The 25,470-nt window shown below is 75.7% G+C and carries 18 protein-coding genes; 7 read left to right on the forward strand and 11 right to left on the reverse strand.

Annotation, left to right across the window (positions count from 1 at the left end; translation table 11 throughout):
- The first annotated feature begins 117 nt into the window (after positions 1-117).
- Complete coding sequence (locus ACYVQV_RS04305; RefSeq protein WP_461022087.1) at positions 118-1,590, forward strand: CCA tRNA nucleotidyltransferase; 1,473 nt, start codon at positions 118-120, stop codon at positions 1,588-1,590.
- 30 nt (positions 1,591-1,620) lie between these two features.
- Here the strand turns inward: ACYVQV_RS04305 and ACYVQV_RS04310 are convergent, their stop codons facing one another.
- Positions 1,621-3,000, reverse strand: a complete 1,380-nt coding sequence (locus tag ACYVQV_RS04310; protein ID WP_461022025.1) for an MFS transporter — start codon at positions 2,998-3,000, stop codon at positions 1,621-1,623.
- 113 nt (positions 3,001-3,113) lie between these two features.
- Between ACYVQV_RS04310 and ACYVQV_RS04315 the strand changes: the two genes are divergently transcribed.
- Positions 3,114-3,800: a hypothetical protein gene (locus ACYVQV_RS04315; RefSeq protein WP_461022026.1), complete on the forward strand. Its 687-nt coding sequence runs from the start codon at positions 3,114-3,116 to the stop codon at positions 3,798-3,800.
- 21 nt (positions 3,801-3,821) lie between these two features.
- Here the strand turns inward: ACYVQV_RS04315 and ACYVQV_RS04320 are convergent, their stop codons facing one another.
- The 4 genes from ACYVQV_RS04320 to ACYVQV_RS04335 are packed head-to-tail and all read right to left on the reverse strand — an operon-like array spanning position 3,822 to position 7,104.
- A complete protein-coding gene (locus ACYVQV_RS04320; RefSeq protein WP_461022027.1) occupies positions 3,822-4,445 on the reverse strand; it encodes an ATP-binding protein in 624 nt (207 codons plus the stop codon).
- 44 nt (positions 4,446-4,489) lie between these two features.
- Complete coding sequence (locus tag ACYVQV_RS04325; protein WP_461022028.1) at positions 4,490-5,359, reverse strand: amino acid ABC transporter ATP-binding protein; 870 nt, start codon at positions 5,357-5,359, stop codon at positions 4,490-4,492.
- Positions 5,360-5,364: 5 nt separating this feature from the next.
- Positions 5,365-6,150: an amino acid ABC transporter permease gene (locus tag ACYVQV_RS04330; protein ID WP_461022029.1), complete on the reverse strand. Its 786-nt coding sequence runs from the start codon at positions 6,148-6,150 to the stop codon at positions 5,365-5,367.
- Positions 6,151-6,210: 60 nt separating this feature from the next.
- Complete coding sequence (locus ACYVQV_RS04335; RefSeq protein ID WP_461022030.1) at positions 6,211-7,104, reverse strand: basic amino acid ABC transporter substrate-binding protein; 894 nt, start codon at positions 7,102-7,104, stop codon at positions 6,211-6,213.
- A gap of 225 nt (positions 7,105-7,329) precedes the next feature.
- On the opposite strand from ACYVQV_RS04335, the gene lanKC reads away from it, so the two are divergent.
- From lanKC to ACYVQV_RS04350, 3 genes are all read left to right on the forward strand, one after another.
- Positions 7,330-10,023 carry a class III lanthionine synthetase LanKC gene (lanKC, locus tag ACYVQV_RS04340; protein WP_461022031.1) on the forward strand — a complete coding sequence of 898 codons (2,694 nt, stop codon included), beginning with the start codon at positions 7,330-7,332 and terminating at the stop codon, positions 10,021-10,023.
- A 611-nt stretch (positions 10,024-10,634) separates the two neighbouring features.
- Positions 10,635-12,014: an MFS transporter gene (locus tag ACYVQV_RS04345; RefSeq protein WP_461022032.1), complete on the forward strand. Its 1,380-nt coding sequence runs from the start codon at positions 10,635-10,637 to the stop codon at positions 12,012-12,014.
- Positions 12,011-14,194 (forward strand): prolyl oligopeptidase family serine peptidase, encoded by a 2,184-nt coding sequence (locus ACYVQV_RS04350; protein ID WP_461022033.1) that lies wholly within the window; start codon positions 12,011-12,013, stop codon positions 14,192-14,194. Before ACYVQV_RS04345 ends, ACYVQV_RS04350 begins: the two co-directional genes overlap by 4 nt.
- Here the strand turns inward: ACYVQV_RS04350 and ACYVQV_RS04355 are convergent.
- From ACYVQV_RS04355 to ACYVQV_RS04365, 3 genes are all read right to left on the reverse strand, one after another.
- Entirely contained in the window at positions 14,128-17,046 is a 2,919-nt protein-coding gene (locus ACYVQV_RS04355; RefSeq protein ID WP_461022034.1) for an ATP-binding protein, read from the reverse strand. The two genes, ACYVQV_RS04350 and ACYVQV_RS04355, sit on opposite strands and share 67 nt — an antisense overlap.
- Before the next feature lie 58 nt (positions 17,047-17,104).
- Positions 17,105-17,341, reverse strand: coding sequence for a hypothetical protein (locus tag ACYVQV_RS04360; RefSeq protein WP_461022035.1), 237 nt, complete (start codon positions 17,339-17,341; stop codon positions 17,105-17,107).
- Between the two features lie 118 nt (positions 17,342-17,459).
- Positions 17,460-20,396 carry a type 2 lanthipeptide synthetase LanM family protein gene (locus ACYVQV_RS04365; protein ID WP_461022036.1) on the reverse strand — a complete coding sequence of 979 codons (2,937 nt, stop codon included), beginning with the start codon at positions 20,394-20,396 and terminating at the stop codon, positions 17,460-17,462.
- 256 nt (positions 20,397-20,652) lie between these two features.
- Between ACYVQV_RS04365 and ACYVQV_RS04370 the strand changes: the two genes are divergently transcribed.
- Positions 20,653-21,519 carry a helix-turn-helix transcriptional regulator gene (locus ACYVQV_RS04370; protein WP_461022037.1) on the forward strand — a complete coding sequence of 289 codons (867 nt, stop codon included), beginning with the start codon at positions 20,653-20,655 and terminating at the stop codon, positions 21,517-21,519.
- A complete protein-coding gene (locus tag ACYVQV_RS04375; protein WP_461022038.1) occupies positions 21,516-21,644 on the forward strand; it encodes a hypothetical protein in 129 nt (42 codons plus the stop codon). Before ACYVQV_RS04370 ends, ACYVQV_RS04375 begins: the two co-directional genes overlap by 4 nt.
- A gap of 316 nt (positions 21,645-21,960) precedes the next feature.
- Here ACYVQV_RS04375 and ACYVQV_RS04380 read toward each other — a convergent pair whose 3' ends face one another.
- From ACYVQV_RS04380 to ACYVQV_RS04390, 3 genes are all read right to left on the reverse strand, one after another.
- Positions 21,961-23,040 carry an inositol-3-phosphate synthase gene (locus ACYVQV_RS04380; RefSeq protein ID WP_461022039.1) on the reverse strand — a complete coding sequence of 360 codons (1,080 nt, stop codon included), beginning with the start codon at positions 23,038-23,040 and terminating at the stop codon, positions 21,961-21,963.
- Between the two features lie 50 nt (positions 23,041-23,090).
- A complete protein-coding gene (locus ACYVQV_RS04385; RefSeq protein WP_461022040.1) occupies positions 23,091-23,678 on the reverse strand; it encodes a PadR family transcriptional regulator in 588 nt (195 codons plus the stop codon).
- Positions 23,679-23,921: 243 nt separating this feature from the next.
- Entirely contained in the window at positions 23,922-25,415 is a 1,494-nt protein-coding gene (locus ACYVQV_RS04390; RefSeq protein WP_461022088.1) for a flotillin family protein, read from the reverse strand.
- Positions 25,416-25,470 lie beyond the last annotated feature (55 nt).

Raw genomic sequence — 25,470 nt, forward strand, 5'->3', positions numbered from 1 at the left:
GGTCTGGCAGGCTTGACCGACGTGCCCGCAGACCGCTCGCCCGTCGTCCAGGACCCCTCCGGTGACCCGGCTGCGCCGAGCCCGGCCGGCGCCCCGGCGCAGGCGGCGGACTCGGTGATGGAGGCGGTCAGGCGCCGAGCGGTCGCCGAGCTGCGGGACTTCGCCCCCGCGGCGGTCGAGCTCGGCGAGCGGTTCGCCGCCGCCGGGTTCGAGCTGGCGCTGGTGGGCGGCTCCGTGCGGGACGCCGTGCTGGGCCGGTTGACCGACGCGGGGACGGTCGACCTGGACCTGACGACGGACGCCCGCCCCGACGACACCCTCGCGGTCGTGCGGCCGTGGGCGGACGCGCACTGGGAGATCGGCCGCGACTTCGGGACGATCGGCTGCCGCAAGGGTGACGTGGTGGTGGAGGTCACCACGTACCGCGCCGAGCAGTACGACCCGGCGTCCCGCAAGCCGACGGTGACGTTCGGGGACACGCTGGCCGGCGACCTCGCCCGCCGCGACTTCACCGTCAACGCGATGGCGGTCACCCTCCCGGGCCTGGAGCTCGTCGACCCGCACGACGGCCTGGCCGACCTGGCCGCCGGCCGGTTGCGCACCCCGGGCACCCCGGAGCAGTCCTTCGACGACGACCCGCTGCGGATGATGCGCGCCGCCCGGTTCGTCTCCCAGCTCGGCCTGGTCCCGGACGACGGGCTGGTCGCGGCGATGACGGACCGCGCCGAGCGGCTGGGCATCGTGTCCGCGGAGCGGGTCCGGGCCGAGCTGGAGAAGCTGCTGGTGGGCGCGCACCCGCGGCGGGGGATCGAGCTGATGGTCGACACCGGCCTGGCGGACGTCGTCCTGCCCGAGGTGCCCGCGCTGCGGCTGGAGATCGACGAGCACCACCGCCACAAGGACGTCTACGAGCACTCTCTGACCGTGCTGGAGCAGGCGATCGCGCTGGAGAGCCCGCCGGACGCCGACCCTGCCGACGGCGCCGTCCCCGGCCCCGACCTGGTGCTGCGGCTCGCGGCGCTGATGCATGACGTCGGCAAGCCGGCGACCCGCCGGTTCGAGAAGGGCGGCGGGGTCTCGTTCCACCACCACGAGGTGGTCGGCGCGAAGCTCACCGCGAAGCGGCTGAAGGCGCTGACGTTCGACTCGGCGACGGTGAAGGCCGTCGCCCGGCTGGTCGAGCTGCACCTGCGGTTCCACGGGTACGGCGGCGGGGAGTGGACGGACTCGGCGGTGCGCCGCTACGTCACGGACGCCGGCCCGCTGCTCCCGCGGCTGCACCGGCTCACCCGGGCGGACTGCACGACCCGCAACCGCCGCAAGGCCGCCCGGCTGGCCGCCACGTACGACGACCTCGAGGCGCGGATCGCCCGGCTGCAGGAGGCCGAGGAGCTCGCGTCGATCCGCCCCGACCTGGACGGCGGCCAGATCATGCAGGTCCTCGGGGTCGACCCCGGCCCGGTGGTGGGACGTGCGTACAAGCACCTGCTCGAGCTGCGGATGGACCACGGTCCGCTCGGCGAGGACGCCGCCCGGCAGGCCCTGCTGGACTGGTGGGCCGACCAGCCGGAGTCCTCGTCCGCCGACTGACCCGGACGGCCGACCGGCGGACGGGTGCCGTCACGTGGGTGGGTCCTCGGCCGGGCCGGCCGCCCGGACCGGCGCCCGGCGCTCGGTGACGACGTACGCCCCGGCGGTCAGCAGGTACCCGACGGCGATCGCGGCGAACAGGCCGACGGACAGCCCGTCGGGCGGGACGACGGCGATCGCGAGCACCGCGGCGGCGACGAACGCCGCGTTGAACACGACGTCGTAGAACGCGAACACCCGGCCGCGGAAGGCGTCGTCGACGTGCCGCTGCACGAGGGCGTCGACGCAGATCTTCGCGCCCTGGGCGCCCAGACCGAGCAGGAACGCCCCGCCGACGAGGACGGGGACCTCGGGGACGGCGGCGAACGCCCCTTGCGCGAGCGTCGCGACGACCAGGCAGGTGACGACCCACCCCCGCGGGCCGAGGCTGCGGGTGGCCCGGGGTGTGACGACCGCGGCGAGGGCGAAGCCGGCGCCGGACGTCGTGACGACGGTCGCGAGCAGCGCCAGACCGGCGTCCACGTCGTCGCCGTCGGTGAAGTGGTGCCGGCACAGCAGGATCGTCGCGATCGTCGACAGCCCGTACAGGATCCGGTGCGCGCCGATCACCGCCAGCCCGTGGAACGCCGGGGGGCGGTGCCGGACGTGCCGGGCGCCGAGCACCAGCTCGACGACCACGACCCGCAGGTGCTCCGCGGTCGCGGGCGCGTGGGCGCGACTGTCCGGGTCCGGCCCGAGCAGGTCGGGGTGCATCCGCGTGGCCAGCAGCGCGGACCCCAGGTACGCCCCGGCCGCCAGGAGCAGGACGAGCGCGTCGGTGCCGTCCCCGGCACCCAGGGCCCCGCGGACGGCGAACGCCAGAGCCGCGCCGACGAGGGCGGCGACCGTCCCGGAGGTCGGGGTCACGGCGTTGGCCATCACCAGCCGCTCGGACGGGACGACGTGCGGCAGCGACGCCCCCAGGCCGGCGAGGAAGAACCGGTTGACGCTCAGGCAGAGCAGGACCGCGACGTACAGAAGCACACCGACGACGCCGTTCGCGACGAGCGCCGCGACGACGAGCACCATCGCCGCGCGCACGAGGTTGGCGCGCACGAGGACCTGGCGGCGACGCCACCGGTCGAGCAGCACCCCGACGAACGGTCCGAGCACCGAGTACGGCAGCAGGGCGACGGCGAAGGCGGCCGCGGCACCGGCGGCGGTCGCGGCGCGCTCGGGGGAGAAGAAGAACAGGCTGGCCAGGGACGCCTGGAAGGCGCCGTCGCCGAGCTGGGAGACCAGCCGGGTGGACAGCAGGCGTCGGAAGTCGCGGGTCCGCAGCACCACGAGCAGCTCGGCCCACCCGCCGGCCCGGGGCCCGGTCGGCGCCGGGGCGGCCCGCGACGGCGTCGGGTCGTCGTCGGCGGGCACCCGGCCAGGCTACGCACCGGCTGCCGAGGGGGACCGGGTCGGCCGACCGGGTCCCGGGCAGCGGGACGAGGGTTACTCGCGGGTAGCTGCTGTGGTGTGATGCCCTCGTGCGGATGGGGAGCGGAGCGAGGCAGCGACTCGTCGCGGTCGGCACGGCGGCGGCGTACGCGGTCGTGGTCGCGGCGACCGTCGCGGTGAGCACCGGTCCCGGCACGTCCGACCCGGTCAGCGGGACGGGTGCGGCCTCGGGTCAGGTCCCGCGGGCCGCCGACCCCGACCCCAGGTCGGTGATGGGTGCCCCGGCCGAGCCGCCGCTCACCGTCCCGGTGGGAGGGGCGACTCCCGCGCCGACGGACGTGACGACGCCGGTCTCGGGTGGGTCCGGGGAGGGCCCGGACCCCCGGGACGACGCCGACCCCGCACCCACCGAGCAGCCGCCGACCCCGGGCCGGCCCGAGGAGACCACCCCGAGCCCCCCGGCCCGTCCCACGCCGTCCCCGACGCGGACGACCGCCCCGGCGCCGGCGCCGTCCCCCGCACCGACGTCCGCGGGGCCGCGGATCACCTCGTTCACGGTGACCGCGAACGGCCGGTGCCTGCTGCTGCTGGGACGCGAGTCGGTGACGCTGCGGTGGAGCAGCGTCAACGCCACCCGCGGCGAGATCCGCACGCCGTCAGGCCTGCCCGCGTGGGTGGGCGCCCAGGGGTCGATGGAGAGCTGCGGCCGGTCCGGGGAGTCGTTCCGGCTGACCGTCTACGGCCCGGAGGGTGAGGCGTCGGCGGCTGCCGTCGTCCCCTGATCCGAGGACACCGGCGCCGGGTCACTCGTCGGCGCAGGTGACGCCCAGCCAAGCGAAACCTGCCAACGCCCGCGCATCGAGCGAACCGTCGGCGACGAGCTCCAGGTCGGGCAGGAAGCGCACGGTGGTCCCGGTGCCTCCGTCGTCGGTCGCCTCGATGAGGTCGGAGGCGGGGACGCCGTGCGCGTACCGCTGGGTCCACGCGCCGTCCGCCCGGTGGTTGGTGTGCTCCAGCCAGGTGCTCAGGGCGGCGACGACGGAGGCGCCCCGCCGGGGTGAGCCATCCGGCAGCGTCGTCCCCGTCACGTCAGTGAACCGCACGTCGGGGGTGGCCATCACCGGCTTGCGGACGACGCGACCCCGACCGTCGCGTCGGGTGTCGGTGCCCCGGCCGTCGTCGCGGACTGACACGGAGCCGTCGCCGTGCCGGACGACGCGCGCGTGGCCGCGCCGGCCGAGCGCCCTCGCCTCGTCGTCGGCGTAGGCGAGGACCTCCAGGACCAGGTGCGGCACGCCGCCGGGGGCGTAGTGGTCGGGCCGGGACCGGACGTCGCGCAGGTGGTCGTCGTCGACGTCGACCGACCAGTCGTGGGTGGTGGTGGCCCAGTCCTCGCGCCGTCCGCCGCCCGGCACCTGCGACGTCACCGTCGCGACCTCACCGTCACGGCGTCAGCGCCGCCGCCCCGCCGTCACGGCCGCCCGACGCCCGGGTCGTCCGGCTCCCGGCTGTCCCTGCGAACCGTCGCGTCGTCGTGACCCGAGCCCACCTGCGAGTGGGTGGGGTCGAGCACGCGCTGGAGGAAGGAGCGGGTCCGCTCCTCCCGCGGCTCGCCGATGACCTGGTCCGGCGGGCCCTGCTCGACGACCACGCCGCCGTCCATGAACAGGACGCGGTCGGCGACCTCGCGGGCGAAGGCCATCTCGTGGGTGACGACCATCATCGTCATGCCCTCGTCAGCGAGCCGGCGCATCACGGTCAGGACGTCACCGACGAGCTCGGGGTCGAGGGCGGACGTCGGCTCGTCGAAGAGCATGAGGTCGGGGTCCATGCTCAGCGCGCGGGCGATCGCGACGCGCTGCTGCTGCCCGCCGGACAGCTGGGCCGGGTACGCGTCCACCTTGTCGGACAGGCCGACCCGCTCGAGGTTGCGGCGGGCCACCTCCTCCGCCTCGCCCTGCGACCGCTTCAGCACCTTGCGCTGGGCGAGGGTGCAGTTGCGCAGCACCGACAGGTGCGGGAAGAGGTTGAACTGCTGGAACACCATCCCGACGTGGGTGCGGACCTTGTCGATGTCGACGTCCGGGTCGGTCACCTCGTGCTCGCCGATCCGGACGGTGCCGGACGTCGGGACCTCCAGCAGGTTCACGCAGCGCAGCAGCGTGGACTTGCCGGACCCGGACGGCCCGATGACGCAGACGACCTCGCTGCGGCGGATCGTCAGGTCGATACCGGTGAGGACCTGCAGCGAGCCGAACGACTTGTGCAGGTCGCGGACGTCGACCAGCACCTCGTCGGTGCCGGACGTGGCGTCACGGTCGGTCTGGGGTGCGGCGGTCACCGGGCTCACCTGGCCTTCGCGGAACGTCGCTCGAGCTGCCGGACGACCTGGCCGAGCGGGATCGTGATGATGAGGTAGCACAGCCCGACGACCAGGATCGGCGTCAGGCTGCCGCTGGTGTTGAGGTACTCGCGGCCGAACTTCGTCAGCTCGTAGTCGCTGGTCGCCAGGCCGAGCAGGTAGATCAACGAGGAGTCCTTCGTCAGCAGGATCAGCTCGTTCGTCAGCGGCGGCAGCACGATCCGGAACGCCTGCGGGATGACGATGCTGACCATCGCGCGGCCGGAGGACATCCCCAGCGAGCGGGCAGCCTCGGTCTGCCCCTTCGGCACGGCCTGGATGCCGGCGCGCAGCGTCTCGGCGATGTAGGCGGCGCCGACGAGCCCCAGGGCCAGCATGACGGTGGTGTGGATGCCGAACCGGGTGCCGAAGGCCAGCGGGACGCCGAACCCGAGGGCGATGAACACCAGCAGGGCCGGGACGCCGCGGAAGAACTCGACGTAGGCGTTGGCGATCCACCGGTACGGGCCCACCGACGACAGCTTCATCAGGGCCAGGACCAGCCCGAGCCCCAGCCCGAAGGCGAAGCCCAACGCGGTGTAGACCACCGTGTTCTTCAGGCCGGTCGCCAGGACGTCGGGGAACATCTCCCCGGCGACCTCGAGGTCGAGGAACGCCTCGCGCAGCGTCGTCCAGTCGGCGACGAGGGCCGCGACGACGACGACGAGCAGGAGGACGGCGTACTGCGTCGCCCGGACGTACCGGCCGCGCTGCCTGGGGGACATCGCCATGAGGGACTCCGGAGGAGGAGGGCGCCCGCGGACCCGTGGGCCCGCGGGCGCGTCAGCGGCTCAGCTGTCGGTGGTCTCGCCGTCCGTGGCCTCGTCCGTCGGGCTGCTCGTCTGGTCGTCGCCGGAGTCGTCGTCCGAAGCACCGGCCGGCGCCTCGCCGAACCACCGCTCGTAGATCTCGTCGTACGTGCCGTCGTCGCGGATCCGCTCCAGCGTGGCGTTCACCTGCTCCAGCAGGGCCTCGTTGCCCGTGCGGACCCCGAGCCCGTACTGCTCGCCGGTGTCGAACTCGGCCGTCACCTCGACGTCGTCGTTGTCCGCGGCGAAGTCGAGCAGCACGCCGTTGTCGTTGATCGCGGCGTCGACCTGACCCGTCTGCACGGCCGTCTGCAGCAGCGCGAGGTCCTCGAACTGCACGAGCTGGACGTCGTCCGGGGCGTTCTCCTGCGCGTAGATCTCCCCCGTCGTCGACAGCTGCACCCCGAGGGTCCCGCCGGACAGGTCCTCCAGGGAGTCGACGTCGGAACCGGCCGGCACGAGCAGCGCCTGGGTCGCGTCGAAGTACGGGTCGGAGAAGTCGAGGTTCTCCTCGCGGACGTCCGTGATCGTCATCCCCGCCGCGGCGATGTCGCACTTGAGGGTGTTGAGGTCCTCACCGGTCTGGATCCCCTCGAACGGGGTGTCGATGATCTCCTGCTCGACGCCCAGGTCCGCGGCGATCTCGTCGACGACGTCCACGTCGAACCCGACGATCTCGCCGCCGTCGGAGAACTGGAACGGCTCGTACGGCAGGTGGGTGCACGTCGTCAGGACGCCGTCGCTGACGAGCTCGACGCCACCGTCGCCGCCGCCCGCGGTGCCGCCGTCCCCGTCGTCCCCGCCGCAGGCGGCGAGGGTGAGTGCTGCGGCGCCGATGACGGCCACGGGGCCGAGCCGGCGAAGTCGCTGGGTCACGGGTTCCTCCTCAGGGCGGACGGTTACCGGCCGTCGCCCACCCTAGCCGCGCGGTGACCGTCGTGCCGTGCGCGACCCTCCGGCGCAACCCCCCGGGCGGGCACCTTCCTGCCATCCCGGCGTCCGGTTGCTGACGTCGCGGGACCTGTTGCGCGCCAACGGTTCGGGCCAGTCTCGACACATCGCGGCACGGGGTCGCGAGGACCGACGGGAGGAGGCGCGACGATGATCAGGGACCTGGGGTTCGCGCTCGCGGACCAGGACTTCTACGCACCGCTGTCGCAGGCCTCGCCCGGCCGGGAGTACCACCCGACCGCCGTCCCGGCCGGGTGGACCCGCACCGACGCCGACGTGTGGTCCATGTGGTCGCCGCCCCACCCGGCACCCGACCAGGCGGTCGACGGGTCCGGCGGGCTGCCGGAGCAGGGCTGGAAGGTCCACGTCTCGGCGCCGGTCGCCCTGGCCGACCAGGTCCTGGACGTCGTGGCCGCCGCGTGCGGTGACCTCGGGGTGGCGTTCAAGCACCTGCGCGGCACCGCGTTCTTCGTCCTCACCCACGCCAAGCACGCCCACCGCGGGCAGTCGGGCAAGTTCTGCGCGCTCTACCCGCGGGACCCCGAGCAGGCCGGCCGGCTGCTGGAGCGCCTGGACCGCGACCTGGCCGGCGTCGAGGGCCCGTACGTCCTGACGGACCGCCGGTTCGGCGACTCGCGCTGCGTGCACTACCGGTACGGGGCGTTCTCCGCGAGGTACGAGCTGCGGGCCGACGGGACGCGGACCCCCGTCGTCCTCGCCGCGGACGGCACGCAGGTGCCCGACGAGCGCGCGCCGCAGTTCCGGCTGCCCGTCGGCGTCGTGGACCCGTGGGCGCCGCCGGTGCCCGTCACCGGTGACGGCACGGACGACGACGGTGACGTGAGCTTCCACGGCTACACCTTCGAGAAGGTCCTGCAGCACTCGAACGCCGGTGGCGCCTACCGGGCGCGCGACGGGCGCGGTGACGCCGTCTTCGTCAAGGAGGCCCGCGCGCACAACGGCTACACCTCACCGGAGGACGACGCCGACCGCCGGCTGCGGCGCGAGCACCTCGTCCTGACGGCCCTGCACCGCCTGGCACCGGGTCTCGCCCCACGGCCGGTGGAGCTGTTCCGGCACTGGGAGCACACCTACCTCGTCACCGAGCTGGTGCCCGGCCGCGGCCTGCACGAGTGGGTCGTCGCCAACACCCCGTACATCCGGGTCGACCCGGACCCCGCCGACGTCGGGCGCTACCTCACCCGGGTGCGCCACGTCCTGGACCAGGTCCGGACGGCGGTCACGCGGCTGCACGACCTGGGGTACCTGTTCGGCGACCTCAGCGTCCGCAACGTGCTCGTCGACGACGACGACACCGCCCGGCTCATCGACTTCGAGTGCGCCCAGCCGCTGTCGCAGCCGCTCGTGCCGATGGGGACCCCCGGGTTCATGCCGCCCGAGCTGCTGGACGACGGCGCACGGGCCGCGATGGACCCCCGCGACGTCGACCGGTACGCCCTCGGCGCGCTGGCCCGGGCGGCGCTCGTCCCGCAGCTCGACCTCGGCGGCCGCAACCCCGCGGCCCTGCCGCACGCCGAGGCCAGGTTGCGCCGGTACGGGCCGCTGCCCGGCGACCTGTGGGACCTCGCCGCCGCCGACGCCCGCGCTCGCGGTGCGCAGGGGCCCGGATGGTTCCCCACCCCGGAGCAGGTGCGGGACGACGTCCCCGGCGAGCTGCGCCGGCTGCGGGACCGGACGGCGGACGCCCTCGAGGCGCTCGTGCGCCCCGACGACCCGACGTCCGTGTGGCCGACGTGCCCGGACGGGCTGTCCACCAACACCCGCTGCCTCGCCTACGGGACCGCCGGGGTCGTGCACGCCCTCGACGTCGCCGGCCGCGCAGCCGACCCCAGGGTCGTCGACCGGCTGCGGGACGACAGCCTGCGCCACCACGCCGACACGCCCCCGGGCTTCCTGCTCGGGACCGCCGGGGTCGCCTGGCTGCTCGCCCGGCGCGGCGACGTCGACGCGGCCCGCGACCTCCTCGACGAGGCCGCCCGGCACCCGCTGACCGCCACCGCGGCGTCATGGGGCGGCGGAGCGGCCGGCGTCGCCGCCGCGGACCTGGCCCTGCACCGGCTCACCGGCGACGACGCGCACCTGCACCGGGCGCAGCGGCTGCTGCTCGCGCTGCCCACCGGGGACGCGCTGACCCCGCTGCTCGGCGCCCACGACCCGTCCGGCCTCGTGCACGGGCGCACCGGCGTCGCCCTCGCCCTGGGACTGCTCGCCGACGCCACCGGCGACCCCGAACCGCTGCGCCGGGGCCTGCGGCTGCTCGGCGACGAGCTGCGGCACGCCCTCGACGTCCCCACCGGAGCCGTCGGGTTCCGGGTGTCGACGAAGGACCGGCGCAACATGCCGTACCTCGGGACCGGGTCCGCCGGGTACGCCCTCGTCGGCGCCCGGTACCTGACCCGGGCGCACCGGGCCGACCTCGACGTCCCTCCCGAGGTCACCGCGGCCGTCGAGGGTGCCCTGCGAGCCACCTCGCTGCGGCTCACCGTCAGCAGCGGCCTGCTCGAGGGGCAGGCGGGTCTCGGTCTCGTCGCCGGCGACCTCGCCCGGGTTCTCGGCCGACCCGACCTGCGTGAGGCGCAGCTCGACTCCGCCACCGCCCTCTTCCAGCACGCCGTCCCGCACGAGTCAGGGACCCGCTGGCTGGGAGGTGTCGCCGGCCGCCTGTCCTGCGAGCTGTGGAGCGGCGCCGCCGGCGTCCTGCTCGCCCTCAGCCACGCCGTCGACCCGTTCGACGACCCCCTGTTCACGTCCACCGCCGTGCCGGCGCCCGCGCTCGTGGCGGGCGACCGCGCGGTGGACGACCACAACCTCGTGACCGCCTGAGCGGCCACGACCGGACCCGACCCCGAGAGGAGGTGACCCGATGACCGACGTCCTGAGGCTGCAGGCCACCGCCGGCGAGGAGAACGACGCCCCGCTGAGCACCTGGAGCATCCGCTGCAACTTCACCGGCACCGTCCGCGTGGAGTGACCAGCCACCACAGCACGACCAGCAGCACCACCTGGAGAGACCACCAACCACGCACCACCCACACCGAAGGAGAAGACCCATGGTCGACGTTCTGAAGCTGCAGGCCGCCATCGAGGACGGCGAGACGGACGCCCCCATCAGCACCTGGAGCATCCAGTGCAACTTCACCGGGACCGTCCGCCCGCACTGACACCACCCCGGTCCTGACCCGCGGTCGCCGGGTGCGGTGATCACCACCGCACCCGGCGACCGGGTCGTCCACCGCCACCCGCCCGACCGACCAGACCCGACCGACCAGACCCGACCGACGAGAGAGGACACCCCCGTGGACGAGGTCCTGCTGCTGCACCAGGTGACGCCCCAGGACGCGCCCCTCGAGGACGCCCCGCTCAGCGCCATGTCCATCCACTACTGCGACCACGCCTTCCTCGGCTGAGCCGCCCGCCCGACCGGAGCCCGTCCCATGACCGCCACCACCGGACCGACCACGGAACCGACCACCGCACCCGCCCCCTCGCCGACCGGCGACCGTGACCTGCGTCTGCTGCTCGTCGGACAGGTCGGCTCGGTCTTCGGCGGCACCCTCACCGCGACGGCCACGTCCGTCGTCGCCGTCGTCGCCCTCGGCGCCGGCCCGCGGGCCGTCGCCGCCATCGCCGCCGCCGCGCTGCTGCCGGCGCTGCTGCTCGGCCCCGTCGCCGGGGTGCTGCTGGACCGGGTCGACCGGCCCCGCCGGTGGCTCGTCGGCGCCGACCTGGCCGGTGCCGCTGCCGTCGGCGCGGCCGCCGTCGCCGGGCTCACCGGCAACCTCACCGTCCCCGCTCTCGCCGTGCTCGCCGCGGCCCTCGGCTGCACCGCCCTCGTGCACGAGGGTCTGTACTTCTCCCACCTCACCGGCCTCGGCGTGCGCGACCTCGGCCGGGCCCGCGGGCGGTTGCAGTCCGGCGAGCTCGTCTCCGGCTCCGCGGCCGCCGCCCTCGCCGGGCCCGTCGCCGCCGCCGTCAACGCCGCCACCCTCTTCGTCGGCGGCCTGGTGACCCACCTGCTCAGCGCGCTGTGCCTGCTGCGGATCACCGCGCCAGACCGGCGCGAGGCCTCCCCGACGCCGCCCGGGTCCGTGCGCCAGGAGCTGGCGGACGGCGTCCGGGCGGTCCGCGGCCACCCCGTGCTCGCCGCGTTCGTCAGCTACGTCGCCGTCAGCGGTGTGGCCCTCGCCGGCGTCGGCGCGCTGCGCGCCCTCTTCCTCCTCGGCACCGCCGGCATGCCCGTCGCCCTGTTCACCGTCCCCGCCGTGGTGGCCACGCTCCTCGGGGCGGCCGGGGCGCTGCTCGCGCCGCGCCTGATGGACCGCGGCACCTCGGCCCGGGCACTCGTCACCTGCACCCTGCCCGTCGGCTCCGTGGCGCTGCTCGTCCTGCCGACCGCGGGGGGGAGCACGGCCTGGGTGCTCACCGCCGCCACGATCGCCCTCGGCGTGCCCGCGTTCGTCGGAGCGCTCGCCAACATCGGCCTGGTGACCATCGTCGCCGAGGACGTCGGCGACCGGTTCTTCGCCCGCGTCGGTGCGCTGCTCGGCACGGTCTCCACGGGCGCCGGCGTCGTCGGCGCGCTCGGCGCCGGCCTGCTCGCCGAGCGGGTCGGGGTGCGGCCCGCCATCACCTGGCTGGTGCTGCTCGACCTCGTCGCCGTGGTGCTGCTCGTCGTCATGGCCCGCCGGTCCCGCGGTGGGGAGCCCGCCGGACGACCCGCCGCGAACCCCACCCGGCCGCAGGCGACCGAGGCCACCGAGCACGGGGGCTCAGACGCCGCCGAGGCGCCCGTCGCGGCGGGAGCGGCGCGGTGACCGCCCTGTCCCGGGTCACCGGCCACCCGCCGGCCCACCGCGACGACGTCCGGGACGACCTGCACGGCCACGTCGTGGAGGACCCCTACCGCTGGCTGGAGGACCCCGAGGACCCGCGCACCACCGAGTGGGTCGGCGCCCAGCGCGCCCTGAGCGACCGGGTCCTGGCGGACCTCGACGGCACCGACCACCTGATGGGCCTGCTGGAGCAGCTCGCCGACGGACCGGCCGCGTCGCCGGTCAAGGTGGCCGGCCGGCGCCGGTTCCGCGCCCGGCGCCTCGCCGGTGCGCAGGACCTGGACCAGGACGCCGTCGCGGGCGCGGGACTCCCGCCGGCGCCGTCCCGGACACGGCCCGCCGACGTCAGGTGGACCGTCGAGACGGCCCCCTCGGACGACGCACCCTGGCGCACCGTCTACACCCCACCCGCGCCCGAGACCGCGGTCTGGCGCTGGGACCCCTCGCCGGGCGGTCAACTGCTCGCCGTCCAGGTCGTGGAGGCCGGCGCCGAGGACCGCACCCCGCTCAGCGTCCTGGACGTCGAGGGCGGGCGGGTCGTGGAGCGCACCGACCTCACCCGGTACGCGCCGGTCGAGTGGACGTCCGACGAGACCGCCTACTACGTCGTGCGCCGCCACCTCGCCGGTGACGGGTGGGGCGTCTACCGGCACGAGGTCGGCGAGGACCCCGCCGCCGACCGGCTCGTCGTCGGGGACGACTCGCCCTGGTCGAGGTACCACGTCGACCTGTGGCACGACCGGTGGTTGGTCGTCGGCGTCCGGCACGGCACCAACCGCGCCGGCCGCCTGCTGGTCGTCGACACGGCCGACGTGGACGCCCCGCCCCGGCCGGTCCACCTGGACGGCGTCGGCGCGGCCGGGGTGCTCGTCGACGCCACCGGCCGGCTGCTCGCCGTGTCCACCACCGGCTCGCCGTACGGGGAGCTGCTCGTCTGCGACGCCCCGGACGGCGACGGTTGGCGCACGTGGCGGCCGCTCGTGCCGCCGGACCCGCCGCGCACGCTCACCGGCGCGACGCTGCTGCCGGCCCCCGACCGGGACCGGCTGGTGCTCGTGCACGGGATCGACGGCTGCAGCCGGCTCACCGTGCACGACGCGGGCACCGGTGAGCGCCTGGTCGACCTGCGGCTGCCCGGCGACGGCACCGTGTCCGCGCTGCGCCGGGGACCGGAGCCCACCTCCCTCGTCCTCGTCTACAGCGACTGGGTCACCCCCGTCTCCGTCTGGCACGCGGACGTGCGCACCGGCGCCGTGGCACCTACCGAGCCGGTCACCACGCTGCGGGACCGGGTGCGGGTCACGCGCACCGAGTACCGGGCCGGGGACGGCACCCTCGTGCCGCTGACGGTGATGTCGCCAGCCGGTGACGGCCCCCGTCGCCCCCGGCCCACCGTCCTCACCTGCTACGGCGGGTTCGGGATCCCGTTCCGCGCCACCTGGCAACCCGAGGGCCTCAGCTGGGTGCTCGCGGGTGGGGTGATGGCGGTGGCCGGCGTCCGCGGCGGAGGGGAGCGCGGCGCCGGGTGGCACCGTGCCGGGACGGGCGCCGGTCGGCTGACCACCATCGCGGACCTGCACGCCGCCGCGGACCGCCTCGTCGCCGACGGGTGGACGACGCCGGACCGGCTGGCGCTCATGGGCGGCAGCAACGGCGGGCTCGTCGCCGCGGCCGCCGCCGTCCAGCGGCCCGACCGGTACGCCGCCCTCGTGACCAGCGGCGCGCCCCTGGACATGGTCCGCTACGAGCGGTCCGGTCTCGGGCCCGCCTGGCGGGACGAGTACGGGTCGGCGGCGGACCCCGACGCCCTCGCCGTCCTGTTGTCCTACTCGCCCTACCACCGCGTGCCGACCGGCGCGCGCTTCCCACCCGCGCTGTTCTCCGTCGGGGCGAACGACACCCGGGTCGACCCGATGCACTCGCGCAAGACGGTCGCCCGGCTGCAGGCCGAGACCACGGGCGGACCGGTGCTGCTGACCGTGGCCGACGGCGCGGGCCACGTCGGCGGCGGGGACCAGGCCGGCCGCCTCGCGGCCAGGCTGCTGGCCTTCCTCGCCGCGGGGACCGGCCTGCGCGTGCCCTCCGACGCGACGGGTCAGCCCGAGCCCGTCGCGCGGCCCCGGGACCCGGCGAACTCCGCGAGCGCGGCCCGGTCCTCGTGACCGGTCTTCAGCATCAGGCTGGCGACGTGCTTCTCGACGGTACGCGGTGAGATGTGCAGGCGGGCCGCGAGCTCGCGGTTCGTCAGCCGGTGGACGAGCAGCTCGAGCACCTCGTACTCGCGGATCGTCACCCCGTGCTGGCGGAGCTCCTCGGGCACCCGGTCGGTGCCCTCGCGCCGCTGGCGGACGGTCTCACCGAGCCGCCGCAGCATCGCCCGGCAGGCGCTCGCGACCGCACCCGCACCGACGCGGTGCGCCTGGTCCTCGGCCTCCCGCAACCACTCGGCCGGGCGCCCCCACCCGTCGGCGACGGCGGCCTCACCGACCAGCCGCAGCCCGAGCGCCCGGGCCGCCGGGTACGGGGCGGCGTCGCCGAGCGCCTCGTCCACCAGCGCGGTGGCCCGCTCGTCCTGGCCGCCGCGTCCCGCCAGGACGGCGTCCGCCAGGGTGAGGAACTGCCGGTTCCACCGCATCCCACCGGCCGCTGTCGAGCGCACCCGCCGCACCTCCTCGGCGGTGGCGTCCCCGGCCAGGGCGTCCAGCAGCACCCCCAGGCCGTACTGCCCGGTCAGGTGGAAGCTCGTGGAGCTGGTCGACTGCAGCTCGCGGACGACGGCCAGCTCCCGGCGGGCGAGGTCGCGGTCCTCCGCCAGCAGCGCGCCCACGGCGCGGGCGAGCCCCACGACCAGCGGCATCTCGCGTGACCGCTCCCCGCCCTGCTCGGCGAACGCGGCCAGGTGGGTCCGCAGGTCCGGTCCGCCGCGGTGGGCCTCCAGCACGCACCGGCCCATCAGCCCGTACACGACCACCGACGCCGCCCGCATCCGCAGCGCCTCGGTGACGACCTCGTCGAGCTCGCGCCCGGCCTCGGCGAACCGGCCGCGCAGCACGTGGTCGATGCCGAGGATGCCCCGGACGACCATCGCCATGTGCACGGCGCCGGCGCGCATCGCCTCGTCCCGGGCGCGGACCAGCTCGGCGGCGTCACCGTCGGCGAGCCACCGCGAACCGGCCGCCCCGACCATCGCGTACAGCCGCCACACCGGCAGGTCCGCGGCCTCGGCGATCCGCTGCGCGCGGTCGAACGCCGCGACCGAGTCCTGCAGCCGGCGCTCGCGGGCGACCGTCCCGACGGTCTGCAGCGCCTGGCACGCCACCTCCGCCAGGCCGTGCTCCTGCGCGGTGTCCGCGGCGCGGGACGCGAGCTCCCAGGCCTCGGCCAGCCGGTTCTCGCGCGCGTCGGTCAGCGCGTGCGCCGCCAGCACGGCGTCCACCGCGGCGCGGTCGGCGTCGGACGGGTCCGGACCCAGGCAGTCGAGCGCGGCCTCCACCTGGCTGAGGACGTCGGCGTCGCGGTGGGCGTGCAGGGCCACCCAGGCGAGGCGGACGTGCAGGTCGGCGCGCTCGCGGCCCCGCGGTGCGTACCCGCCCGCGTCCCACGAGGCGGCGAGCTCGAGGGCCTGGTCGATCCGGCCGGCCTCCACCAGCGTCGCCAGGAGCAGGTCGACGGCGCGGGCGTGGCGCCGCGGGTCGCCGTGGGTGGCCAGCAGGTCGACCGCCTCCTGGACGAAGCGCACCGCCGACCCGAGCGCGCCCTCGCCGACGGCGCGGCGGCCGGCGTCCATCAGCTCCTCGGCCGCCTCCTGGGGCCTGCCCGCGGCGCGCAGCAGGGTGGCGAGCAGGTGGCGGCGCTCTGGGTCGGTCGACGCGGCCTCCTGGATGGCGGCGGCCGCCCGCCCGCTCGTCGCGGCCCGCTCGGCGGGGGAGACCTCGGAGAGCAGCGCCTCGGCGGTCAGGGGGTGCTCGAACACGTACCAGTCGGGGCTCGTGTCGTCCGGGGTGACGAAGCGGGCGGAGACCGCCGCGTGCAGGTGCCCGAACAGGGCGGCGTCGTCCAGGCCGGTGGCGCGGGACAGCACGGACACGGGGAACCGCCGGCCCAGGACGGCCGCCGCGGCCAGGACCGTCCGGCCGTGCGGGCCGAGGCGCTCGACCCGGGAGGTGATGAGCCGGACCAGGGACTGCGGGACGGGCCGGGCGACGTCCCCGACGACGGACCAGCCGTCCCCGCCGCGCACGAGCACGCCGTCGCCGACCATGCCGCGCACGAGCTCCTCGGCGACGAACGGGTTGCCCGCGCTGTCGCGCGGGATCGTCCCGGCCAGGGGCGCCGGGACCTCGTCCACAGGCACCCGCAGGCACGAGGCGAGAAGCGCGAGCACGTCGGCCTCGGTGAGCGGGCCGAGCTCGACGAGCTCGGCGGCCTGCCTGCGCTCGAGGGACGTGGCCAGCTCCAGCGCCGGCCCGGGGTCCGAGCGCAGCGTGGCGAGCAGGACGACGGGGGCCGACTCGAGGTTGTCGGCGACGTACTCGACGACGGCGAGCGTCTCGGCGTCCACCTCGTGCAGGTCGTCGAGGACGAGCACGCAGCCGCCGTCCGCGCCGGCGACGGCGAGCACGCGCAGCACCGCCTCGGCCAGGACCACGAGCGAGGCGTGCTCGTGCTGGACGTCGTCGGAGTGCCACTCCGGCACCAGGCGGCCGAGGACCGCGCGGTAGGGCCCGAGCGCCTCACCGTCCAGGCGGTGGGTGCGGGCCAGGGACAGCAGCGCCTCGCGGATCGGCCGGAACGGCACCGCGGGGCCGAGGGCGCTCCCTCGGCCCCGCAGGACCGTCATGCCGTCGTCGTGGGCGCGGGCGGCGACCTCCTTGGCCAGCCGCGACTTGCCCGTGCCGGGCGGGCCGGCCACCAGCAGCGCACCGCCGCGGCCCGTCCGGGCAGCACGCAGCGCGTCGACGGCGACCCCGAGCTCGTGGGTGCGCCCGACCAGCTCCGGCGTCGCGACCCGCACGGGCGCACCCTAGCCGCAGGCCGTGACTCCGTGTCATCACCAGCCTGCGGGGAGCGCCTCAGGTCACGGTCACCGTGGGGATCAGCGAGGCCACCGGCGAGGTGCCCGCGGCACCGACGACCAGACCGGCGAGGACGGCGACGCGGGCACCGCCGCGCAGGACCGGGCCGAGCTCGAGGTGGCCGGTCGGGTGCAGGTGGCGGCGGGTGTGCTGCGGCTCCTGCGGTCGGGACGTGCCGGTGGTGCGGTGCGTCTCGGTGCAGGTGCCGTTCACAGTGCCGTCGGTGGTCCGCATCGGGTTCTCCTCCTGGTCGTGACCTGGTCGGTCGGGTTCTCGCGGTTCGGTTCGGACGGTTCGATCTGTCGGTTCGGTCGGTTCGGTCGGTCGGTCGGTCGGTCCGGTGGGTCGGTCGTCAGGCCGCCACGGCGGCCCGTTGCCCCGGCAGGAGCAGCGACGGCACCCGGTCGGGGAACGTCGCGCGGAGCAGGCCGTGTCCCGCGCCCGCCAGGCCGTCGAAGAGCCCGGGCGTGGTGACGCCGCCGGGGGTGGCGCACACACCCTCGTGCCGCTCGAGGCGGTCGAGCAGGGCGGCCACGGCCCGGTCCCTGCGCGCGGCTGCCGGCTCACCGGCCGCGGTCAGCGACTCGAGCAGGTGGAACGGGGTCGCGCCGCCGCCGCCACCCGTCCACGGGCCGGTGCCCAGGCAGCTGCGGACCGTCGCCACGTCCGGGGCGGGCGCCAGGCCGTCGAGCAGGGCGCCGGCCGCCTCGGCCAGCGCGTCGTCACCGGTGGCCCGCGCGCAGCAGGCCGCAGCCCACGCGATGCCGGGCAGTCCGCGGTCGAGGGAGGTGCCGAGCGCGTCGCCGGCGGCACGGGCCGAGGCCAGCAGCGCCGCGGCGGCCTGCCGCAGCAGGTCGGCGGCCGCACCGCTGCCGGCCGGCCCGCTGCCGGCCGGCCCGACGCCCGGGTCCGCCAGCACGGTGAGGCCACCGGCGAGCCCGTCGGCCAGCGACAGGTCGCCACCGTCCGCGACGTACCGGCCGACCAGGTCGCGCAGCAGGTCCGTCGCGGTGGCCGCCGCAGCGGCCAGGCGCGGGTCGTCGAGACGGCGTGCCAGCTGCGCGGTCGCGTGGGCGACACCGCCCAGGCCGAGGTGGGCCCCCGGCCCGACGGCAGCCGCCGCAAGGGGGTCGTCGGCCAGGACGCCCACCAGCGGGGCCAGCGGTGCGGCCGCGGAGGCCGCGAGGTCCCGGTACCGCTCCAGACCGGTCAGCTCCGCCAGCTCGGCGAGGAAGAGCGCCGTGCCGGGGTAGCCGTCCGCGAGCGCCGCGCCCATCGGCAGCACGGCCCAGTGCCCGTCGACCTGCTGGACGCCGAGCCAGCTCGCCCGCCAGGCGTCGCGCTCGGCGACGGCCACGAGGTGGTCGCCGATGCCGCACGCGGCGGCCAGGACCCGCTGGGGGTCGGGGGCGGCGTCCCGGCCCGGCGCGGTGTCCAGCACCAGCTCGCGGGCCTGCGCGCCGGTCGTCGCCAGCGCCGCGCGCACGACCCAGCCCTGGCGGCGGCGGTCGAGCTCGTCCAGCCGCCGGACCTTCGCCACCGCCTCCTCCAGGCCGGGTCGGTCGAGCAGCCGCACCGTCGTCTGGGTTCCGTGGGTTCCGTGGGCGCCGTCGGTGACGTCGCGGGAGCCGGGGCGCGTGGCGAACAGCGGGACGTCGCCCGCCCACAGCTGCGCGAGCTCGGCCGTCACCAGGGCCGCCTGCCCGGGGTACCGGTGGCCCGACGGGTCGTCGAGCTCGCGGCGCAGGACCGCGTCCCGGACCGCGGCGTCCGCCAGCAGGTCGGGGTGGGTCGTCTCGTCCAGCAGCCGCGCGTACCAGGAGGACTCGCGCAGGACGAGCCGGGTGACGGCGTCGGCCAGTCCGGCCAGCGGACCGTCCTCGGCGCACAGCTCGTCGGCAGCGGCCTGCAGCGCCCGGTACGCCTGGTCGAAGCCGGTCAGCAGGGCGTCCTGGTGCTCGTGCGGTCGGGCTGGCACGCCGTCCAGGACGGGCCGGTTGCGCGCGGCGCCGGCGGCGGGAGCGGCGGTGCGGACGAGGTGCATCGTGTCCAGCCCGGCGTCCTGCCACCTGACGACGTCGTCCGGCCAGGTGCCGTCGCGCTCGCCGCCGACGCCGGACAGGTCGACCGCCCCGTGCTCGCCGACGACGACCGCCGGGAGCAGGCCGGTGCTGAGCACCGAGCGGCTCAGGGCGCCGCGCGCCGGGTCGGAGGCGACCACCAGCGGTGCCGGCGCGGCGGCGTGGAACAGCGTCTCGACGTCCACCAGCACCGGGTGGGGTCCGCGTGCGACGAGGTTCTCCAGGTGCATGTCCGTGGCGTCGACGGCGTACAGCAGCGCGAGCAGCGCACCGGTGCGGCGGTAGAAGTCCGCCACCTGCGCGACGTCGTGGCACGGCGTGTGGTCGACGTGCTCGACCCACCCGTACGTGCCCCGGTCGAGCGTGCGCTCGTGCCACAGGTCGAGGCCGGGGACGCGGCTGGCGAGCCAGTCGACGAGCCCCGCGTACCCGGTGGCGACGGCCAGCGGGCGCGGCTTGTAGACGACCCGGCGGCCGTCGGCGAACCGCAGCACGGCCACCGAGCGGCCGCCACCGTGGGTGTCGCCCCGGCCGAGCTCCAGGCCGGTCAGCGCGCCGGGGTCGGTGGCGTCGAGCACGCCGGCCACGACCGCGTCCCGGTCCTCCGCGAGCCGGTCCAGCACCTCGCGGGCGGCGTCGGTGGTGCCCAGCACCGCCTGGGCGAGCAGCCGGGCGAGGACGGGGTAGCGGTGGACGAGCGCCCGGGTGCCCGAGGGGCTGCCCGTGCGGGCGGTGGAATCCGCGAAGCGGGCCCGGGGGTCGTCCCCGGCCAGCCGCCCCGCCTCGCGGTCGGCGTGCAGGTCGGTGACCAGGCAGCGGGCGGCGAGCCGGCTGAGCCGGGCGTCGAGCAGGGCGAGGACGTCGTCCAGCACGGTCGTGGCCGCGTGACCCTCGACGGCGGGGTCGGCGAGCGCAGCGGCCAGGCGACCGGCGGCGGCGCGACGCCACGGGGCGAGGGCCGGCGCGAGGGCGTCCGGGCCGGTCGGTGTCCCCGGCCGCGGGGACCCGTCCTCCCGGAGCTCCGTCTGGCGGGTCGGCGCCTGGCTGGTGCCCGTGTCCCGGCTGCCGTCGGCGAGGACCTCGTCCTCGACGAACCGCACCCACGGGGGCGGGGGGCCGTCGGTCGCCCGCTCCTCGTCGGTGAGCGCCGCCGTCCACCACGGACCGGCGGGCTGCCGGTCGGGGACGGTGTCGTGCCGCTGCTGCATGCCGAGAACCCTGGCAGCGCGGACGCCGGCCCGACATGGGTAGGCACCCCCCATATTCGCGTCCGCGCCCTCCGCCCCGTTCGGGTCACCGACGGTGGTCGCACGGTCACTCGGGTCCGGAACCCGCGACGCGACGCGGTCCCCGTGCGGGCCTCACACGCCGCCATGCGGGGACGAGGGCCGGTGTGACGGGGCCGGGATTGCGGGGGCGGCCTACCCATGCGCGGGCGGGTCGCCCGAGGCCAGGCTCCTCGGCATGCCTGGTGCACCGACCGACGCCCGCGGCGCGACGACGTCCCCCGGGACGGGCCTCGCTCTCCTGCTCGAGACGCTCGACGCCGAGCTGGGCGAGGCCAGGGAGCGGCTCGTCGACGTGCGGGCACGGTTGCACGAGGCGCACGGGCGGGGGCACGGGCCGGAGCAGGAGGACGGTCGGGGCGGCCCGGACGGTCCGGACGGGGTCCTCGAGGTCGTCCCCGACGTGGTGTCGGTGCGTGCGCGCCTCGACGAGCTGTCGTTCTTCGCGCGCCGCAGCATCTGGTCGGTGCAGCCGCGGCCCGGCACGACGACCGAGGTGCGCGCGGCCGAGCGGCCGCTGGAGGAGCGCACGACCCGCCGCAGGCTGGACGTCCGGCTGCTCCAGGCGGCCGGGGCCGCCGCGGGCGACGCGGCGCTGGCGCGGCTGCGCGACCTGGCAGCGACCGGTCAGGAGGTCCGCACGACCCGCCGGCCGGTGCACCGCCTGCTGATCCTCGACGGTGAGGTCGCCGTGGTGCCGCTCGACCCGGGACGCCGGGGGTCGGGTGCGCTCGTGGTGCGGCAGCCGGTGCTCGTGCGCTGCCTGGCGGACCTCTTCACCTGCTGGTGGGAGGGCGCGGAGGGGCTGGACGCGGACGGCGGGCAGGGCGCGCCGGACGGCGACGACGCCCGCGTCCTGCGGCTGCTGGCCGAGGGCTGCACGGACGAGATCGCGGCGCGCCGGCTCGGGATCTCGGTGCGCCACCTGCGGCGGCGGGTCGCCGCGTTGACGAGCGTCCTCGGAGCGCGCAGCCGCTTCGAGGCGGGAGCCCTCGCGGCCTCGCGAGGGTGGCTGGACGGGTGCTGGACGGAGGAGGACCGATGACCGCAGTGCGCAGGACCACCAGGGACCGGGCCACGACGAGGCCGACCCCGGAGCGGGTCGGGGGAGGTGCGGACGGCCAGCGGGCCGACCGGGGCCTGCCCCTGGGCCCCTTCGGCTGGGAGTGACCGCCTGGGAGTGACCGCCTGGGAGTGACCGCCTGGGGGCGAGCGGACGTCCGGTCGGGGCCCACCACCCCGACCGGACGCCGTCCCCGCACCGGGTCGGTGACCCGGGCGAGTCCCGGGGGTGCCGGTGGCGACGCCCTACGCCGCCCGCGGTGCCCCGGCAGCCCGGACCACCCACTGTGACGACGTCACTACGGGCGTGCAAGCACTTTCGGTGGACTCCCTGCGCGTCCGCAGCGCGGTCTCGGGGACGACGACGGCGCGGCCCCGTCCCGGAGGACGGGGCCGCGCCGTGGGTGGTGCGGTGCGCGCTGGGTCAGCGCTCGACCTCGCCGCGGATGAACTGCTCCACCTTCTCGCGGGCGACGTCGTCGTTGTACTGCTCCGGCGGCGACTTCATGAAGTACGAGGACGCCGACAGGATCGGGCCGCCGATGCCGCGGTCCAGCGCGATCTTCGCGCAGCGCACCGCGTCGATGATGACGCCCGCGGAGTTGGGGGAGTCCCAGACCTCGAGCTTGTACTCGAGGTTCAGCGGGACGTCGCCGAACGCGCGACCCTCGAGGCGGACGTAGGCCCACTTGCGGTCGTCGAGCCACTGCACGTAGTCCGACGGCCCGATGTGGACGTTGCGGCTGCCCATGTCGTGGTCGACGTTCGACGTCACGGCCTGGGTCTTCGAGATCTTCTTGGACTCCAGCCGGTCGCGCTCGAGCATGTTCTTGAAGTCCATGTTGCCGCCGACGTTGAGCTGGTACGTGCGGTCGAGCTGCACGCCCCGGTCCTCGAACAGCTTGGCCATCACGCGGTGGGTGATGGTGGCGCCGACCTGCGACTTGATGTCGTCGCCGACGATCGGGACGCCGGCCTCGGTGAACTTGTCGGCCCACTCCTTGGTGCCGGCGATGAACACGGGCAGCGCGTTGACGAACGCGACGCCGGCGTCGATGGCGCACTGGGCGTAGAACTTGGCGGCGGCCTCCGAGCCCACGGGCAGGTAGCAGACGAGGACGTCGGCCTTCGCCTCCTTGAGCGCCGCGACGACGTCGACAGGCTCGGCGTCCGACTGCTCGATGGTCTCGAGGTAGTACTTGCCGAGGCCGTCGAGGGTGTGGCCGCGCTGCACCGGCACGCCCAGCGGCGGCACGTCGCAGATCTTGATGGTGTTGTTCTCGCTCGCGACGATCGCCTCGGACAGGTCGAAGCCGACCTTCTTGGCGTCCACGTCGAACGCGGCGACGAACTCGACGTCGCGCACGTGGTAGTCCCCGAACTGCACGTGCATCAGGCCGGGCACGGACCCGCTCGGGTCGGCGTCGGCGTAGTAGTGGACGCCCTGCACGAGCGACGCGGCGCAGTTGCCGACGCCGACGATGGCGACGCGGACGGATCCCATCAGGAGCTCCTCGTAGTGTCTGGGTTCTGGGGCGGTGCCGAGCGGTGCACTCAGCCGGTCGAGCCGGTGGAGGGTGACTCGCCCTCCGCCTTGCGACGTTCGTTGTCGATCAGGTCGTCGAGCCAGCGGACCTCGCGCTCCACCGACTCCTCACCGTGCCGCTGCAGCTCGAGCGTGTAGGTGTCGAGCCGTTCGCGGGCCCGCGCGGCGGACTGCCGCACGCCGTCCAGGCGCTCCTGCAGGCGGGTCCGGCGACCCTCCAGGATGCGCAGCCGGGTGGCGGCGTCGGTGCGGGAGAAGAACGCGAAGTGGACGTCGAAGTGCTCGTCCTCCCACGCGGTCGACCCCGAACCGGCCAGGAGCGCGGCGAAGCGCTCCTTGCCCTCGGCGGTGAGCTGGTACACGATCCGCCCGCGCCGGCCCGACAGCGCGTGCGGCGGGGCCGCCTCGCTGTCGGACTCGCTGATCCACCCCTTGGCCACGAGGCCCTTGAGGCAGGGGTACAGCGAGCCGTACGAGAACGCGCGGAACGACCCGAGGACGAGGTTGAGCCGCTTGCGCAGCTCGTACCCGTGCATCGGGCTGTCCGCCAGCAGGCCGAGGACGGCGAGCTCGAGGACGTCACCGCGGCGCGCCATCCCGACCCCTCCGTCCCGTCCTGCTGACCGTGTCCAGGAACCGGTCGCCGGGCCGGTGACGGTCCGGACGATGTATCGGGTCGATACATATCGGTTCGATAGGTCGGACCATAGGGTCGGCGTGTCGGGCTTGGCAACTCCCTGCGTTCACCCGGGTGTCACCCGGCCGGGCGCCGGACGGACGGGCTGGACGGCGAGGGCCCCGCACCCGAGCGGGTGCGGGGCCCGGAGGCGCGTCGAGGGTCAGGCGGTGGCGCTGCCCTGCTCCTCGGTGCGAGCGGGCTGCGAGGCCCCGACCGGAGCCGTGGCTGCGCCCGCCGAGGGGGCGCTGGCCTGGCCGGTGTAGCGGTGCAGCAGCCCCTCCAGGTCGACGCCGGTGGTGTTCTTCAGCAGCTCCATCGTCTGGACGATGTTGTTGGTGACCTGCTTGGGCATGGCGCCGGCGCCGTCGGTGGAGACGACGGTCAGCTTGTCGATCGCGCCCATGGGGGCGGCCACCTCGGCGGCCACCTTCGGCAGGACCTCGACCAGCATCTGCAGGACGGCGGCCTCGTTGTACTTCGCGAACGCCGCGGCCCGCTTCTCCATCGCCTCGGCCTCGGCCTGACCGGTCGCGAGGATCGCGGCGGCCTGCGCCTCACCCTCGGCGCGCACGGCCTCGGCCTCGGCGACACGGCGGGCCTTCTCGGCCTCACCCCGCTTGGCGCCCTCGATCGCCTCGGCCTCGGCCAGGGCGGCCCGGCGGGACTTGTCACCCTCACCGGTCAGGCGCGACTTCTCCGCGTCGGCCTGCGCGGCCGCGATCGCGGCCTGGCGGCGGGCGTCGGCCTCGAGCACCTCGGCGTTGCGACGGCCCTCGGCCTCGGTCTCGACGCGGTACCGCTCGGCGTCCGCGGGCTTGCGGACCTCGGTGTCGAGCTGGCGCTCCTTCAGGGCGGCCTGGCGGACGGCGACCTTCTCCTGCTCGAGCAGGATCGCCTGGTCCCGGTCGGCCTGGGCGAGCGGGCCGGACGCGGCGGCGCGCGCGGACGCGGCGTCCGTCTCGGCCTTGATCTCGGACTGCTTCAGCGCGAGCTGGCGCTGGGCGACCGCGATCTCCTCCTCCGCCTTGATCCGCGCCTGCTCGGCGGCGCGGCGGGCCTCGGCCTCCGCGATGGCGGCGGTCTGGCCGACGCGCGCCGACTCGGGACGGCCGAGGTCGGACAGGTAGGAGCCGTCGTCGGTGATGTCCTGGATCTGGAAGGTGTCGAGCACCAGGCCCTGGCCGGTCAGGGACGTCTCGGACTCGTCGGCGACGCGCTGGGCGAACGCCGCGCGGTCGCGGATGATCTGCTCCACGGTCAGCGAGCCGACGATGGAGCGCAGCGAGCCGGCGAGCGTCTCCTGCGTGAAGGTCTCGATCTCGTCCTGCTGGGTCAGGAAGCGCTGGGCGGCCGCCCGGATGGAGTCCTCGTTGCCGCCGACCTTGACGATCGCGACGCCGTCCAGGTTGAGCTTGACGCCCTGGCCGGAGACCGCGCCGCGGATCTGCACCATGATCCGGCGGCTGGACAGGTCCATGATGTGCAGCTTCTGCACGAACGGGATGACGAACACCCCGCCACCCATGACGACCTTCTGGCCGGACAGGTCGGTGGAGACCTCGCCGGTCTCCGGGTTGGTGACGGCCTGGCCCTTGCGGCCGGTGACGATGAAGGCCTCGTTCGGCCCGGCCACCTTGTACCGCTGGGTGATCATGGCCGCGATCAGCACGACCAGGACGATGAGACCGACGACCGCCAGCAGCGTCGTC

The organism is Thalassiella azotivora (assembly GCF_054781695.1).

Coding starts and splice junctions, on each gene's coding strand:
- lanKC (WP_461022031.1), top strand. CDS start 7,330: ATGATCAGGGACCTGGGGTTCGCGCTCGCGGACCAGGACTTCTACGCA.
- ACYVQV_RS04380 (WP_461022039.1), bottom strand. CDS start 23,040: ATGGGATCCGTCCGCGTCGCCATCGTCGGCGTCGGCAACTGCGCCGCG.
- ACYVQV_RS04330 (WP_461022029.1), bottom strand. CDS start 6,150: ATGGCGATGTCCCCCAGGCAGCGCGGCCGGTACGTCCGGGCGACGCAG.
- ACYVQV_RS04315 (WP_461022026.1), top strand. CDS start 3,114: ATGGGGAGCGGAGCGAGGCAGCGACTCGTCGCGGTCGGCACGGCGGCG.
- ACYVQV_RS04385 (WP_461022040.1), bottom strand. CDS start 23,678: ATGGCGCGCCGCGGTGACGTCCTCGAGCTCGCCGTCCTCGGCCTGCTG.
- ACYVQV_RS04305 (WP_461022087.1), top strand. CDS start 118: ATGGAGGCGGTCAGGCGCCGAGCGGTCGCCGAGCTGCGGGACTTCGCC.
- ACYVQV_RS04360 (WP_461022035.1), bottom strand. CDS start 17,341: ATGCGGACCACCGACGGCACTGTGAACGGCACCTGCACCGAGACGCAC.
- ACYVQV_RS04345 (WP_461022032.1), top strand. CDS start 10,635: ATGACCGCCACCACCGGACCGACCACGGAACCGACCACCGCACCCGCC.
- ACYVQV_RS04370 (WP_461022037.1), top strand. CDS start 20,653: ATGCCTGGTGCACCGACCGACGCCCGCGGCGCGACGACGTCCCCCGGG.
- ACYVQV_RS04365 (WP_461022036.1), bottom strand. CDS start 20,396: ATGCAGCAGCGGCACGACACCGTCCCCGACCGGCAGCCCGCCGGTCCG.
- ACYVQV_RS04375 (WP_461022038.1), top strand. CDS start 21,516: ATGACCGCAGTGCGCAGGACCACCAGGGACCGGGCCACGACGAGGCCG.
- ACYVQV_RS04390 (WP_461022088.1), bottom strand. CDS start 25,415: ATGATCACCCAGCGGTACAAGGTGGCCGGGCCGAACGAGGCCTTCATC.